General features: G+C 69.1%; 12 protein-coding genes. 8 read left to right on the top strand and 4 right to left on the bottom strand.

Features of this window, described 5'->3' with window-relative positions:
* Positions 1-100: 100 nt before the first annotated feature.
* Both HLH35_RS01210 and HLH35_RS01205 read left to right on the top strand, forming a co-directional pair.
* Positions 101-1,096 carry a LacI family DNA-binding transcriptional regulator gene (locus tag HLH35_RS01210; protein ID WP_182977393.1) on the top strand — a complete coding sequence of 332 codons (996 nt, stop codon included), beginning with the start codon at positions 101-103 and terminating at the stop codon, positions 1,094-1,096.
* A gap of 44 nt (positions 1,097-1,140) precedes the next feature.
* Positions 1,141-1,992 carry a shikimate 5-dehydrogenase gene (locus HLH35_RS01205; protein WP_182977392.1) on the top strand — a complete coding sequence of 284 codons (852 nt, stop codon included), beginning with the start codon at positions 1,141-1,143 and terminating at the stop codon, positions 1,990-1,992.
* A 119-nt stretch (positions 1,993-2,111) separates the two neighbouring features.
* Here HLH35_RS01205 and HLH35_RS01200 read toward each other — a convergent pair whose 3' ends face one another.
* Positions 2,112-2,276: a hypothetical protein gene (locus HLH35_RS01200; protein ID WP_182977391.1), complete on the bottom strand. Its 165-nt coding sequence runs from the start codon at positions 2,274-2,276 to the stop codon at positions 2,112-2,114.
* Between the two features lie 5 nt (positions 2,277-2,281).
* Positions 2,282-3,256, bottom strand: coding sequence for a 2-hydroxyacid dehydrogenase (locus tag HLH35_RS01195; RefSeq protein ID WP_182977390.1), 975 nt, complete (start codon positions 3,254-3,256; stop codon positions 2,282-2,284).
* 106 nt (positions 3,257-3,362) lie between these two features.
* Here HLH35_RS01195 and aat point away from each other — a divergent pair, with 106 nt between their 5' ends.
* The 4 genes from aat (at position 3,363) to HLH35_RS01175 (ending at position 6,041) form a co-directional block, all read left to right on the top strand.
* The gene (gene aat / locus HLH35_RS01190; RefSeq protein WP_182977389.1) at positions 3,363-4,067 is read left to right on the top strand and encodes a leucyl/phenylalanyl-tRNA--protein transferase; all 705 of its coding nucleotides are present in this window, start codon (positions 3,363-3,365) and stop codon (positions 4,065-4,067) included.
* A gap of 46 nt (positions 4,068-4,113) precedes the next feature.
* Positions 4,114-4,788: a DUF4412 domain-containing protein gene (locus HLH35_RS01185; RefSeq protein WP_182977388.1), complete on the top strand. Its 675-nt coding sequence runs from the start codon at positions 4,114-4,116 to the stop codon at positions 4,786-4,788.
* Positions 4,785-5,375, top strand: a complete 591-nt coding sequence (locus tag HLH35_RS01180) for a hypothetical protein (protein ID WP_182977387.1) — start codon at positions 4,785-4,787, stop codon at positions 5,373-5,375. The genes HLH35_RS01185 and HLH35_RS01180 overlap by 4 nt, the downstream gene beginning before the upstream one ends.
* Positions 5,376-5,669: 294 nt before the next feature.
* A complete protein-coding gene (locus HLH35_RS01175; RefSeq protein ID WP_182977386.1) occupies positions 5,670-6,041 on the top strand; it encodes a hypothetical protein in 372 nt (123 codons plus the stop codon).
* Between the two features lie 19 nt (positions 6,042-6,060).
* Here the strand turns inward: HLH35_RS01175 and bcp are convergent, their stop codons facing one another.
* Both bcp and HLH35_RS01165 read right to left on the bottom strand, forming a co-directional pair.
* Positions 6,061-6,540: a thioredoxin-dependent thiol peroxidase gene (bcp, locus tag HLH35_RS01170; protein WP_182977385.1), complete on the bottom strand. Its 480-nt coding sequence runs from the start codon at positions 6,538-6,540 to the stop codon at positions 6,061-6,063.
* Between the two features lie 51 nt (positions 6,541-6,591).
* Positions 6,592-9,690 (bottom strand): bifunctional [glutamine synthetase] adenylyltransferase/[glutamine synthetase]-adenylyl-L-tyrosine phosphorylase, encoded by a 3,099-nt coding sequence (locus HLH35_RS01165; protein ID WP_182977384.1) that lies wholly within the window; start codon positions 9,688-9,690, stop codon positions 6,592-6,594.
* 89 nt (positions 9,691-9,779) lie between these two features.
* On the opposite strand from HLH35_RS01165, the gene HLH35_RS01160 reads away from it, so the two are divergent.
* Positions 9,780-13,037, top strand: a complete 3,258-nt coding sequence (locus tag HLH35_RS01160; protein ID WP_182977383.1) for an AsmA-like C-terminal region-containing protein — start codon at positions 9,780-9,782, stop codon at positions 13,035-13,037.
* 22 nt (positions 13,038-13,059) lie between these two features.
* Positions 13,060-14,298 (top strand): DNA recombination protein RmuC, encoded by a 1,239-nt coding sequence (locus HLH35_RS01155; RefSeq protein WP_182977382.1) that lies wholly within the window; start codon positions 13,060-13,062, stop codon positions 14,296-14,298.
* The last annotated feature ends 4 nt before the right edge of the window (positions 14,299-14,302 follow it).

Below are 14,302 nucleotides of genomic sequence, written 5' to 3'. Positions count from 1 at the left end.
TGGTTTTTGTCAATAGACAGGATATTCGAACGGTGCCATGGCATAATCACTTCCCGTGGATACCGTTTCCTGCTGCGCGTGGAGGGAGAACGTTTTCCCGATGAATGTCGGAATCAAGGATGTCGCGCGGGTGGCGGCGGTCTCGCCCGCCACGGTATCGCGTGTTCTGGCGGGACGTCCCGTCGATCCCGACATGCGCGATCGGGTGATGGCGGCGGTGCATGAGACGGGGTACCGCCCCAATCTGGCGGCCCGGCGCCTGCGCTCGCGGCACACCAATACCATCGGCCTGATCGTCGCCGATATTCGTAACCCGTTCTTTACCGCCGTGTCCCGCACGGTCGAGGCCATCGCCTATGACCGGGGGCTGCGCGTCATCTTCTGCAATACCGACGAGGATGCGGCAAAAGAGGCGATGTATCTGCAATTGATGCAGGAGGAGCGGGTCACCGGCGTCATCCTGGCGCCGACGCGCGAGGGGGCGGACAGGATCGCGCATGTGGAGAGCGATTTTCCGATTGTCCTGATCGACCGTGCGGCGCCGAACGCCTCGTGCGACAGCGTCGTCATCGACAATGCGGCCATGGCGGCGAAGCTGGTCGCGCATCTGCACCGGCTGGGGCATCGTCGCATTGCCGGCCTGTTCGGCACCGATACCGTGACCGGGCGCGAACGCTGCGATGGATATGGGCGTGCCATGGAGGAATGCGGCATCCCCGGGCAGGTCGTCCCGGTGGCGCATGAACGCGAACAGGCCCAGCGGGCGATCACGGCATTGCTGGAGGATGCGTCGCGGCGGCCGAGTGCGCTGGTCGTCAGCAACAGCGTCATGCTGCAAAGCGTGTTGCGGGTCGCCGACGCGCTGGGGCTGGAGATCCCCCGGGACCTGGCCCTGACGAGTTTCGACAACGAACCCTGGATGGAATTCGTCGGCGGCGGGCTGAGCGTGATCGAGCAGCCGGTGGAGGAAATCGGGCGCACGGCCGTGACGATGCTGATGGATCGGCTGGATCACGCCGATTGCGTCACGCGCCGCGTCGTGCTGGCGGGGCGTTTCATCGCCCGGGGATCGGGGGGACGGGGCGCCGAGGCCTGATCGCCGCCCGGAAAAACGAAGAAAAACGAAAGGAGAATACGGACATGAAACCGCCGATTGGTCGTGACACGAAATTGTGCATGTCGCTGTCCGGCAGGCCCGGCAATGCCGGCTCGCGGCTGCATAACCGCCTCTATGAGCTGCTGGAGCTCGATTATATCTACAAATCCTTCAGCACCACCGACCTGCCGGCGGCGATCGGCGGGGTGCGCGCGCTCGGCATTCGGGGCTGCGCGATTTCCATGCCGTTCAAGGAAGCCGTCATTCCGCTGATCGACCGCCTGGAACCGTCGGCCCAGGCGATCGAGAGCGTCAATACCATCGTCAATGACGATGGCGTGCTGGTCGGACACAATACCGATTACATCGCGGCGCAGACCTTGCTGGCCCAGCGGGGGATCGACCCGGCGACGCCCTTCCTGCTGCGCGGCAGCGGGGGTATGGCCCGCGCGGTGGTGGCGGCCCTGCGCGACAGCGGCTTCGAGGACGGGACGATCGTGGCCCGCAATGAAGAGGCGGGCCGGCGCCTGGCCGAGGAATATGGCTATCAGTGGCGCCCCGACCTGCCGGAGCAGGGGGCGCCGCTGCTGATCAATGTGACGCCGTTGGGCATGGAAGGGCCGGACAGCGCGGCGTTGGCCTTTCCCGAATCGCTGATCGATACCTGCACCATCGCCTTCGACGTGGTGGCCCTGCCGCCGGAGACGGTCTTTCTGCGCGCGGCGCGCGCGCGCGGAAAGACCGTCATTTCCGGTGCCGAGGTGATCGTGTTGCAGGCTATCGAGCAGTTCGTGCTCTATACCGGCATTCGGCCATCCCCGGCCCAGGTGCGCGAGGCGGTGCTGTTCGCCCATGGTCCGGCCACGGCCGAAGCCCTGGCCCTGCCGGCCGCCTGACGGCCAGCCTGGCCGGAAATGCGCGCTGGCGGTGATCCGACGTGCGTTTCCGGCCAGGCTTCCTGGGACCGATGATTATCCGTGTGGCGCCGGTCACCGCCGCCGGCGCGCATTTACGGTCAGGCTTTGATAGCCATCCGGGTTGCTGCTGCCATCGCGGCGAGAAGGTAAAAGCCGATCAGGGTGCGGGCCATGCCGGCGTAATGCGGCATCAGCAGCAGCAGGGCGACTGCCATGGCACAGCCTGCCAGGCAGCAGAGGAAGAAGGTCTGGCCGGCCTGCATGAACGTTATCCCGTCACCGGCGTCAGGGCCGGGCGGCCGGCCAGGACGGCATCGACATTGTCCAGCGCCAGCATGCACATGTCGGTGCGGGTTTCCACCGTGGCGCTGCCCACATGCGGCGTCAGGAACAGGTTCGGCAGGGAAAGCAGGCGCGGGTCGGGGTTCGGCTCGTTGCGGCAGACATCCAGCCCCGCGCCCGCGAGCTGCCCGTCCTTCAGGGCTGCGATCAGCGCGCCCTCATCCACCAGGCTGCCGCGTGCGGCGTTGACGAAGATAGCGCCGCGCGGCAGCAGGCCGAACAATTCGGCGGTCATGACCGGCTTGCCCTCCTTGCTGCCCGGCATGTGCAGGCTCAGCACGTCGCATTGGGGCAGCATGTCGCGCGGGTCGGCGAAATAGGTGGCGCCTTCTTCCAGTTCCGGCGCCAGGCGGCTGCGGTTGGAATAGAGGATTTTCATCTCGAATCCGCGCGCCCGCCGGGCCACGGCGCGGCCGATGCGCCCCATGCCGATGATGCCCAGCGTCTTGCCGGTGACGCGCGTGCCCAGCATTTCGTCCAGGCCCAGCGTCCGGCCCCAGCCCGAATCGACCAGTGAGAGATATTCCTTCGCCCGGCGCGATGCCGCCAGGATCAGCATCATCGCCAGGTCGGCGTTGCAGTCGGTCAGTACGTCGGGGGTGTTGGTTAGGGCGATGCCACGCCCGAGGATCGCCGGAATATCCAGATGATCGGTGCCGACGCTGATGGTGGCGATGACGCGCACGCTGTCGGGCAGGGCGGCGACGGTGACGGCGGAGACCGGTGTGCTGCTGGTCACCACCACGGCATCGGGGCGAAATTCCCGGGCCTGGGCAACCAGTTCGTCTTCCGTCAGCTTGTGGTCCGGGGCCGGCAGCGTGTCATAATCCCGGGCGATGCGGACGTTGGCGGCGGCCAGCAGGCGCTGGGAAACGATCAGGCGGGGGCGTGTCCGGGACATGGGATCGACCTCTTTTCCATGGATGCCGCGCATCCGGCTTCCGTAACAGGTTCGACCTATTGCCGGTTTGTGTCCAGACGCCCGGCATGAAGAGAAAGAGAGCGCGATGGGCAACGGGATGGACATCACCCCCGAGATCATGATCCAGGCCTATTCGATCGGCCTGTTTCCCATGGCGCCCGATGCACGGTCGCAGCACCTGGAATGGTACGATCCGGAATTGCGGGGAATCCTGCCGCTGGACGGGTTTCACGCCCCCCGCCGCCTGCTGCGCACCGTGCTGTCCGACCGGTTCGAGATCGTGTCGGACCGTGATTTCGAGGCGACGATCCGCGCCTGTGCCGCCCCCGCGCCGGGGCGGGAAGAGACATGGATCAACGAACGGATCGTCCGCCTGTTCTGCGACCTGCATGCGCTGGGCCATGCCCACAGCGTGGAAAGCTGGTGCGACGGGGAACTGGTGGGCGGGCTCTACGGGGTGGCGATCGGCGGGGCGTTCTTTGGCGAGAGCATGTTCAGCCGCGCCCGCGATTCGTCGAAGGCGGCGCTGGTCTCGCTGGTCGCGCGGCTGCGGCGTGGTGGCTTCACGCTGCTCGATACGCAGTTCGGCACCGAGCATCTGGCGCGGTTCGGCGGGGTCGAAATTCCCTCCTGGCGCTACAAGAAACAGCTGGCGGCCGCGTTGCGACTGCCGGCCCGCTGGCCGGACGAGTCCTCGCCCGTGGAGCGCGAGGCGATCCGTCATGAAATTATCGCCATGCGGGGCGGAAGCGACGCGGGCGCAATTTCGTCTGGCGACGGAAGTGGTTAGGGTCGTCGGGCATTATTGGAAGAAGCGGGAAGAGGAATTCGGGATCATGATCCATCCGACAGGGGCGCGCGCTGGCGTGGCTGGCGCGCTGGCGGTGAGCCTGATGACGGCCATCGCGATTCAGCCGGCGCGGGCGCAGGCCGATGCCGACCATCCGCCGCTGGCACCCGCGCGCGACGTGCAGGTGCAGTATGCCGTGCAGCCCGATGGCGCCCCGGCCCCCAAGACGATCGAGGCCTGGTTCACCGCGAATGGCGGGATGATGCGCATCGACAGCCCCGAGGCCATGGGCTCGACCATCCTGAACCGCACCACGCGGCAGGTGACGATCGTGCTGAACAAGCAGAAGGTCTACACGCAGTTCGAGGCGCATAACGGGATTCGCAACCCGTTCCTGCTGGATCTGTCGATGCAGTTTACCCGCAAGGGCACGGCGCAGGTCGCGGGCGTGTCCTGCACCGAATGGGGCGTGGTGTCGGGGCGCGGGACGGCGACCGCCTGCGTGACCGATGACGGCGTGATCCTGCGCGAGGACGGGGTGGATGGCGACGGCATGAAGGGCCGGCTGGAGGCGACGCGCGTCACCTATGGCCCCATTCCGACCAGCACGTTCCAGCCGCCCGAGGGCTATCAGATGGTCACGCGCCATCGCGTCGCCCCGTCGCATGCGGTGGGCGGCGGCCAGCCGGTAACCGGTGGAGCGGCGCAGTCCGGCCAATGAGCGGCGAATCGCGCCGCCTGGCGCTGGCGGGCCTGGTCCTCGCCCTGGTGCTGCCGGTCGGTCCGGCGGCGCGGGCGGCCGGGAATGCGCCCTTCGTCACGCCGCAGCAGGATGTCGACATCTTCTATGCGCTGGCATCGCCCGATCCGTCGATTCCGGTGCAGCACCAGCGCATGCGCTGGTCGGCCGGCACGCGCCGCCAGCGTGTCGACCCTGACGGGTCGGCCACCTACATGATCACCGATTATCGGGCGGGAAGCCTGACGGTGATCGACCAGGCCCACAGCGCCCGTACGGTCATTCCAGCCCCCGGCCCGGCGCTGTCGGAGCCGGGGCAGCGGGCATCGGGGGACTGGGCGCGCGGCGAGACGATGCTGGTGGCCGGCGAGAGCTGCACCGTCTGGCACACCCGTGACACAGATGGCCGGGTGAGCGATGTCTGCTACAGCGACGATGGCGTCATGCTCCAGGTCATGCAGGACGACCGGATCGTGGTGCGTGCGGAGCAGGTGACCCGCGCCACCCAGCCGGATTCGGTGTTCGTCGTGCCGGCCGGATTGAAGAGTGTCCAGGCTGCCCATCCCTGAAACTGTGCCTGTAAATGTGCGCCGGTGGCGATCCGACGCGCGTTTTCTGTGCTCTGGTGCTCACGGCCTATAAACCGCTCCGCTCCAGTGCTCGAAAACACACGCCGGACGTGCCGCCCTGCGGCACTCTCGCTCACCAGCCCACATTTTCAGACACAGTTTGGGAGTCTATCTGCGGCGGGCTGGTTCGTGACGGAAATGGGGCGAAACCTGCCCGTAAATCGCCATGAGTGGGTGGTGTGTTTCTTTTTACGCGGGGCGGTTTGCTCCCGCCTGGAAAGAAAGGATACGGCCATGCGTAAAATGGCGCGACTTCTGCTGGTGGTTCCGGTGATGGCGGCGGGTCTCGCTGCTGCTGCTCCGGCGGCCCATGCGCAATGGCACGGTCATGGGTGGGGCGGTCCCGGCCCGGGCTGGCATGGGGGCGGCTGGCACGGTGGTGGCTGGCGTGGTCCCGGCTGGCGTGGCCCGGGTTGGGGTGGACGGGGCTATTACGGTCGTGGCCCCGGTGTGGGCGGTGCCTTTGTCGGTGGGCTGGTCGGCGGGGCGCTGATCGGCGCGGCCGGAACGGCGATCGCGGCCGAGGCCTATGCGCCGCCACCCCCTCCGCCACCGCCCCCGGTGGTCTATGTGCAGCCTTACGCCTATGCCTATCCGGCTTATTGATCGCGCGGGGCGCGGGCCGTCAGATCTGTGAGGCGGCCCGCATCACCTCGGCGACATGGCCGGGCACCTTGACGTTGCGCCAGACATGGGCAACCCGGCCGGCGCCATCGATCAGGAAGGTGGCGCGTTCGATACCCATATATTTGCGGCCGTACAGCGTCTTCTCGACCCAGACGCCATAGGCTTCGGTGACCGCGCCGGTGGCGTCCGAAGCCAGCGGAAAATCGAGATTCTGCTTGGTGGCGAAATTGTCGATAGCCTTCATCGAATCGCGTGAGACGCCGATGACGGGAATGCCCGTGCCGCCCAGCGCGGCCAGGGCCTCCTGGAAACCGCAGGCCTCGGTGGTGCAGCCCGGCGTGCTGGCCTTGGGGTAGAAATACAGGATGAACGGCTTGCCCCGCATCGCCGCCAGGCTGACATGTCGCCCCTTGCTGGCCGGCATGTCGAAATCAGGCACCGGGGCGCCGATGGCGGGAAAGATCGGGGTTTCGGCCATGATGGGTCTCCGTTCGGCCCCGGTCGGGGCGGGGTGCGGTGGGCGGGCTTTCTATTTCGATGGGTTTGCCGGTGCCCGCAAGCGTTCCGCCGTGTCCTCGACCGGGCCGATCAGGCGGACGAACAGGGCGCGCACCGAATCCGCGAGGTCGTTCATCAGGGATAGGGCCTCGTCCATCGACCCAACACCGATCTCGCGCAGCAGGATGTCGCTGGTGGCGGCAGGTATGGTGGCGGGGTCGGTCGGCGGGCGGGCGCCGAAGAGGATGCGCAGCATACTCTGCACCGACCGCCATGTCCGGTCCGCGCGCAGCAGCACGCGCTCCGCCACCGGGTCCAGCTCGCCATGCCGTGCCAGCAAGCGCAGGGCTTCGCGCGTCGAGGGCGCGCGCGCCTCGGCGGTGCCGGCGACCAATTGCAGCGCCTGGGCGATGAATTCCACATCCATCAGGCCGCCCGGACGGCGCCTGATGTCCCATGGGCCCTCGTTCGGCAGGTCGCGCGCGATGCGGGCGCGCATCGCGCGGGCATCGTCCAGGATCGTCTGGCGGGCGGTGGGGGAGGGGTTGCCATCCAGCGCGGTGGCGATCGCCGCGCGCATGGCGCGGACCAGCGGCGGTGCGCCGGCGACGACCCGTGCGCGGGTCAGGGCCATGCGCTCCCACGTCCAGGCGCTTTCGGCGTGATAGCGGCGGAACGAGTCCAGCGACAGCGCGACCGGGCCCTTGGAACCGGAGGGGCGCAGGCGCATGTCGACCTCGTAGAGCGGCCCTTCCGGGCCCGGCGCGGTGAGGGCGGCGATGAAGGCATGGGCCAGCCGGACGAAATACTGCCCGACCGGCAGCGGGCGTGGCGGCAGCCCGCCCCCTTCGGCTGCGGCGCGCGGCGAGACCACGCTGTCGGTCACTTCGGGCGGGTGGTCGTAGATCAGCATCAGGTCCAGGTCCGAACCCGGCATCATCTCGCGCGATCCGGCCTTGCCCAGTGCCACCACCGCTATAGCACCGCCGGGGATGCGTCCGTAGCGCCCGCGATGTTCGGTGGTGACGGTCCGCAGCAGGCCGCGAATCACCGCGTCGGCCATGTCGGTGCGGGCGCGGCTGGCGCTGTCCACGTCCAGCCGATGTTCCAGCCGGGCGGTGGACAGGCGGAATTCCTCGCCGCGCACCAGCGTGCGCAGGACGGGCAGGAGCTGCTCGGTCGAGGTGGCACTCGCCACATGCTGGCGCACGAGCTGGGCGGGCGTGAGGTCGGCGGTGCGGGTGTCGGCCTCGTCGTCGCCGATGCCGCCCAGCAGCCCTTCCAGCGCAGCCGGGGTTTCGGCCAGGTGGTCGGCCAGGAAGGGCGAGCCGTCGAGGATGGTGGCGATGCGCCCGATCAGCGCCGGATTGCGCTCCAGCAGTGTCAGGAACTGTACCCCGGCCCATTGGCGGGCGAGCATGGCGTCGAACCGGCGCAGGCAGGTCAGCGGCTCGCGGCGCTGGCCGAAGCAGGACAGGATGACTGGCATCAGGCGGCGCAGCAGGCTGCGCGCGCGGTCCGAGCGCAGGGCGCGCAGGCGGTTGCCGCTCCAGCGGCCCAGCAGGGCCAGCGCGTCGGGGATGTCGGCCTGCGGGAAGCCGGCGAGGCGCAGATGCTCTTCCATGTCCTCGGCCTCGGGGTCGATCGAGGCGTCGGTACCCTCGGGCTCGGCGAACTGGCGCTCGAAGATCCGGCGGGAGTCCTGCATGATCGGCAGCATCATGGCGGCCAGGGCGCGGCCGTTTTCCTCCTGCATGAAGATCGCATAGATGTTGAAGGCTTCGCGCGTTGTCGGCAGGCGGTGTGTCTGGTGGTCGGCCTGCATCTGCAGCCGATGTTCCGCGCGGCGCAGCATGCGATAGGTGCGGGCCAGGCTTTCGCCCTGCGGGCGGGGCAGGATGCCGGCGCGCACCAGCCGGCGCAGGGCGCCCAGCGTGGTGGGGTCGCGCAGTTCGGGCTGCCGCCCGCCCCAGACCAGTTGCAGCGCCTGGGCGACGAACTCGACCTCGCGGATGCCGCCTTGGCCCAGTTTCAGGTCGTGGCCCAGCAGCCAGTCGCGGGCCAGTCGCGGATCGTGGACCGTGCGGTCGCCCAGGCGCGACAGGCCGGTATGGCCGGCATTGCGGTGGCGGTCGATGCGCGCCTTCATGTCGTGCAGGTCGTCGATCACCGCGAAATCGAGGTGGCGGCGCCAGACGAACGGGTGGATCGCGCGCAGGAAGCGGCGGCCGGCGCTGATGTCGCCCGCCACCGGGCGCGCCTTGGTCATGGCCGCGCGTTCCCAGGTCTGGCCCATGCTTTCGTAATAGGCGATGCCGGTGGGAAAGGAGATGGCGGGCGGGGTGGCCGACGGGTCGGGGCGCAGGCGCAGGTCGGTGCGGAAGACGTAGCCATCGGCATCGCGCGCTTCCATCAGGCTGACAAGATCGCTAGTCATGCGGATGAAGATCCGGCGCAAATCCTCGTGGCCCGGATGACAGTCCGGATCGTACAGCACGATCAGGTCGATATCCGAGGAGTAGTTCAGTTCCCGCGCACCCAGTTTCCCCATTGCCAGCACGACGAATCCGCTGCCCCGGGTCGGGTGGCCCGGGTCTGGCAGAACGAGTTGCCCCGTATCATGTGCCGTCCGCAGCAGATGTCTGACCGCGGCATCCAGCGCGCCCTCGGCCAGGCGGCTGAGCGCGAGGGTGACCTGTTCCAGCGTCCACAGACCGCCGATATCGGCCAGCGCGATGGCCAGTGCGGCCTGCCGCTTGGCCGCGCGCAGAGTTGCCGCGATCGTGGCGCGGCCGTCGCGCGGGGTCAGCGCTGCCATGCTGTCCAGGGCGGCGGCCATGCCCGCATCCGGCCCCTCGGCCAGCAGGTGGGCGAAGGGGAGAACATCGCGCCGGGCCAGGCTGGCCAGATAGGGGCTGTTGCCGCCGATCGCCGCCAGCATGACCGCCACGCCCTCGGCTGCCAGCAATGCCGGGTCCAGCGCGTGGTCCTGCCACAGCTCGTCCAGGTCCTCGCGCAGCAGGGCGGCGCCGCGCGGATCGGCGGGGGCGGGCCAGGCGCGGTCGGTCCAGGCTGTTGGGCCACCGGCGGGCGGCGCCTGCGTGGTGCGGGCGGTGCGATGTCCGGGCATGGGGCGTCCTGGTCCGGGGGGCAGAAAAGGGAAGAGGCCATATCCCGCGCCATGTCGCGCCGGAGCTGCGGCGCACCGTGGACGGCGCGATGACCCACGGTCAAGGCCCCCGATCTTCGGCGCCATGCAGGGGGTGGCGCATCGTCCGGGTGCTGGCAGCGGCCTGCGTGGCCGTGCCGGTGCTGCTGGTTGTGGGGCTGGCGGCGTGGCTCTCCTGGCGGCCTGTCGATGTTACGCCGCTGGCGCGGCTGGCGCTGGCGCGCGTGCTGCCGCCCGGCGCGCGGGGACAGAAGGCGATCCGTCTGGAACTGGGGCGGATGCGCATCGGCTGGGATTGGCTGCATCGCGGCCTGGCCGCGCCGCTGGAGGTCGCGGCCGACGATCTGCGCCTGCGCCGGCCCGATGGAAGCGTGGCGGAGAGCGTCGGCGCGCTGCGGCTGGTGCTGGCCAGCGGGCCGCTGTTGCATGGCCGGCTTGTCGCGCCCGAGCTGGCGGTGTCGGGCGCACGGGTGACGCTGCGTCGGGACGCAGACGGAGCGATCGGTCTCGATACCGGGGTGGCGCAGGACGGAGGCGGCACGGCTGGTCTGCCGCTTGATCCCCGGATGATGGAAAAGCTGGCGCTGGAGGATGTCGCGGTCACGCTGCGCGACGTGCCGACCGGCCAGACCTGGCATGCCGATGGGGTGAATGCTGAGTTGCGTGCCGTGCGTCATGCCGCCCTGTTCGGCTTGGTCGGCCATGCCGGGGTGACGCTGGTGGGGCCGGGGCTGCGCGCGACGCTGCGCGCGGATGGCCAGGCCGATGGCGCGGCGGGGCTGGTCTGGCATCTCGCCGCCACGCCGGTGACGCCGAGCGCGCTGGCCCCGCTGGCGCCGGGTCTGGCCCATGCCGACCTGCCCGTCGGGCTGGATGCAACGATTCGTCTGGCGGCCGATCGGGATGGGCTGATGGCCCGCCCGGTCACGGCGGCGCTGCGCGTGCAGGCGGGTGCCGGGCGGATCGTGACGGGCGCGCGCGGCCTGGTTCGCGTGGCCGGCGCGCAGGCGGATTTCACGGCCCGTTTCACGCCCGATGCCGGCGGTGGCGCGATTCCGGGTGGGGCCAAGATCCGGCTGGAGACGCTGGCGGCCAGCATATTGCCCTCCGACCGCCCGGCGAGCGTGCCCGGCGATACGGTCATGCTGTCCGCGCATGCGGCGCTGGATATCGCCAACCTGAATGGCCCCGGACCGATCGACGGCGCGGTGGATGCGACCATTCCCACGCTCGATTTCGCGACCCTGGCCTCCTACTGGCCGGCCGGGGCGATGAAGGGCGCGCGGGGGTGGGTGACGCGGAACATCACGCGCGGCACCGCGCATGATCTGCATGTCGCCATCGGGCTGGGCAGTGCGTCGGGGTGGAAGGCGCTTGCCATGCGGTCGATGGCGGGCGGCGTCATCGGGTCGGGCCTGGACCTGCACTGGCTGCGTCCGATCCCGCCGATCCAGGGGGTGAATGCCGTCCTGACCTTCGAGGGGCCGGACGCGCTGTCGATCGCCTTCAGCGACGGTGTCCAGACCATGGAGCGCGCCGGCCGCCATGTCGGCGCCACCGGCATCGGGCAGCTTGCGGTCGGCGACGGGCACATGCGCATCACCGGGCTGCAGGGGAAGGACCAGACCGGCGACATCACGACGGTCCTGCGCGGCAATCTGCGCGATGTGCTGGCCCTGCTGGCCGAGCCCCGCCTGCATCTGCTGTCGCGCCATCCGGTCGCGTTCGACCAGCCCAGCGGCAATGCACGGGTCGTCCTGCATCTGGTCCTGCCGCTGGACGACAAGGTCTCGGTGGATCAGATCCAGCTGAATGGCCATGCCGACCTGGATCATCTGCATCTGGGCGACGTGGTGCAGGGGCGCGCCCTGGATGACGGGCGGGTGACGCTGGATGCCACGACGCAAGGATTGACCATGCGGGGCACGGCGCTGCTGGGCGGCATGCAGTCGGCCCTGACCTATGCCATGGATTTTCGTGGCACGCCGGAGGTCCGCACCACCGAGAGCGCGCATGTGCGCATCCATGTCACGCCCGAGAGCGCGGTGCGTGCCGGTTTCGATGTCGGCCAGCGCTTCCATGGCAGCGCGGACCTGGATGTCGATTACGATCGCTTCCCCGACAGTACTGGTCAGGTGGATCTGAAGCTGGACCTGGCGGATGCGGCGCTGACCATTCCGGTGTGGAGCAAGCAGCGGGGGCAGGCGGCAGAGGCTTCGGCACGGCTGGGGCTGGATGATGGGCGTCTGGTCTCGGTCGAGGCCATTCATGCCACCGGCCCCGACTTGCTGATCGATGGTCGCGCGACCATGGGGCGGGATGGCGGGCGCAGCCTGATCATGCGCGGGTTCCGCGTCGGCCGGTCGCGGGGGGATGCGACGGTGGGGGTTTCGCCGCGACCGTCCGATCCGCTTCGTGTGGCGGTCCATGCCTCGGTGCTGGACCTGTCGCCGCTTCTGGCGCCCACGCCGGAGGCGGCGGCGTCCCCGAAGACCGCCAAAAAAGGGGCCTATCACATGCCCGAGGCCGCGTCGGGCCGGGTGCATGGGCCGCCTGGGCGGAGCTGGCTGATCGATGCCGATGTCCGTACGCTGTTCTATGCCCGCGCCGCGGCACTGACCGGTGTGCATGCGCATCTGGAGGATAATGGCGTCCGCCTGACGCGGATGCGGTTTTCCATGGCCGGCCCGTCGCCGGCCAGTGCGACCCTTACGCCGGAGCGGGACGGACGGCACCTGTGGGCCAGTGTCCAGGATCTGGGCCTGATGCTGCGCACGCTGGGCGTGACGACCAAGTTCGAGGGCGGGCGGACCGTGATGCAGGGCGTGTTCGACGATGCCCAGCCCAGCGCGCCCTTCACGGGTGTGCTGACCGTCGATCCCCTCACGTTGCGCGAGGTGCCGCAGGCAGTGCGCCTGGCCAATAATGCGTCGCTGTATGGCTGGGTACAGGCTGCGCCGGCGCCGGGGTTCGCGATCCAGCGCGTCTTACTGCCCTTCACCTTCCGCGACGGGGTGCTGGAGGTCCATGACGGGGTGGCTAGCAACGCCTCGCTGGGGGTGACGGTCGAGGGGCCGGTCGATCTGGACCGGGGGAAACTGGACCTGAAAGGGACCATCGTTCCGGCCTTCGCCGTGAACACCATCCCCGGCCACGTGCCGGGCGTGGGGCGGCTGATGAGCCCGGAGAAGGGGGGTGGCCTGCTGGCGGCCACCTTCGTGGTCAGCGGGGCGCTGGATTCGCCGGCGCTGCGGGTCAATCCGTTCTCGCTCTTCCTGCCCGGCGTGATGCGCCGGCTGGTCGAGTAGGCGGTCCGTGGAAGGAAAAGCGATGGACGGTCTGGGGGCCGGGGTGTGGGGGCTTGTGGCCCTGGCGGTGATCGCGATCGTAGCCGCGCTGGTGCTGCTGGCGCGGCGCGGACGTGGAGCGGATGGGGGCGACCTGCTGGCGCGCGTCTATGTGATGATGGAACGCGATTCCGCCGCGCGCCTGGCCGATGGCGAGGCCCAGCGTACCCGGCTGGACCAGTTCCGTGCCGAGACGGCGGACCGGCTGGGGGCGATGGCGCAATCGCTGACCCGGGACCTGGCCGAAGCGCGGGTGCGCCAGAGCGAGGCGCTGCGCGAGATGGCCGAGACCTCGGCCCGGCAGCTCGACGCCATTCGCGCCACGGTGGACGAGCGCCTGCATGAGGCGGTGGAGCGGCAGATGCAGACCTCGTTCCAGCGGGTGCTGGAGCAGTTTACGGCCATGCAGAAGGCGATGGGCGAGGTCTCGGCGATGACGGCGCAGATCGGTGACCTCAAACGCCTGTTCTCCAACGTCAAGACGCGTGGCGGCTGGGGCGAGGCGCAGTTGCGCGCGATTCTGGACGATGTGCTGCCGCCCGGCGCCTACGAGGCCAATTGCCGCCTGCGCGAGGGCAGTGCCGAGGTGGTGGAATTCGCCGTGCGCATGCCGGTGCGGGCCACCACGCCGCCATTGCTGGCGATCGATTCCAAATTCCCGACCGAGGCGTATGAGCGCCTGCTGGATGCCGTGGACCGGGTGGATGCCGAGGCCGAGCGCGCCGCCCGTCGCGCGCTGGAGACGACGCTGAAGATTGAAGCCCGCAAGATTGCCGCCAAATATATCGTCCCGCCGGTGACGGTGGAATTCGCCGTTCTGTATCTGCCGACCGACGGGCTCTATGCCGAGATCGCGCGGATTCCGGGGCTGGTGGACGAGATCGGGCGGACCTGCCGGGTGATGATCATGGGCCCCGGCCTGCTGCCGGCCATGCTGCGGACCATCCATCTGGGATATGTCACTATGGCGCTGGAGGAGAGGACGGACGGCATCGCGCGCCTGCTGGGCGCCACCCGGCAGGAAATGCTGCGGATGGATGGCGTGCTGGAACGGCTGGCGCGCAATGCCTCGGCCATGTCGTCGTCGATCGACGAGGCACGGCGGCGGACGCGTGTGGTGGCGAAGCAGTTGCGCGGGCTGGACGGGATCGATCCGGACGCCGCGCCGGCGATGGACGAGGGTGCTGCGGAGCGTGGTGAAACCGAATTTAATGGTGCTTGAGACG

It is taken from the genome of Gluconacetobacter asukensis (assembly GCF_014174375.1).
Lineage (GTDB): Bacteria > Pseudomonadota > Alphaproteobacteria > Acetobacterales > Acetobacteraceae > Gluconacetobacter > Gluconacetobacter asukensis.
This window is presented reverse-complemented; position numbering and strand designations above follow the sequence as displayed.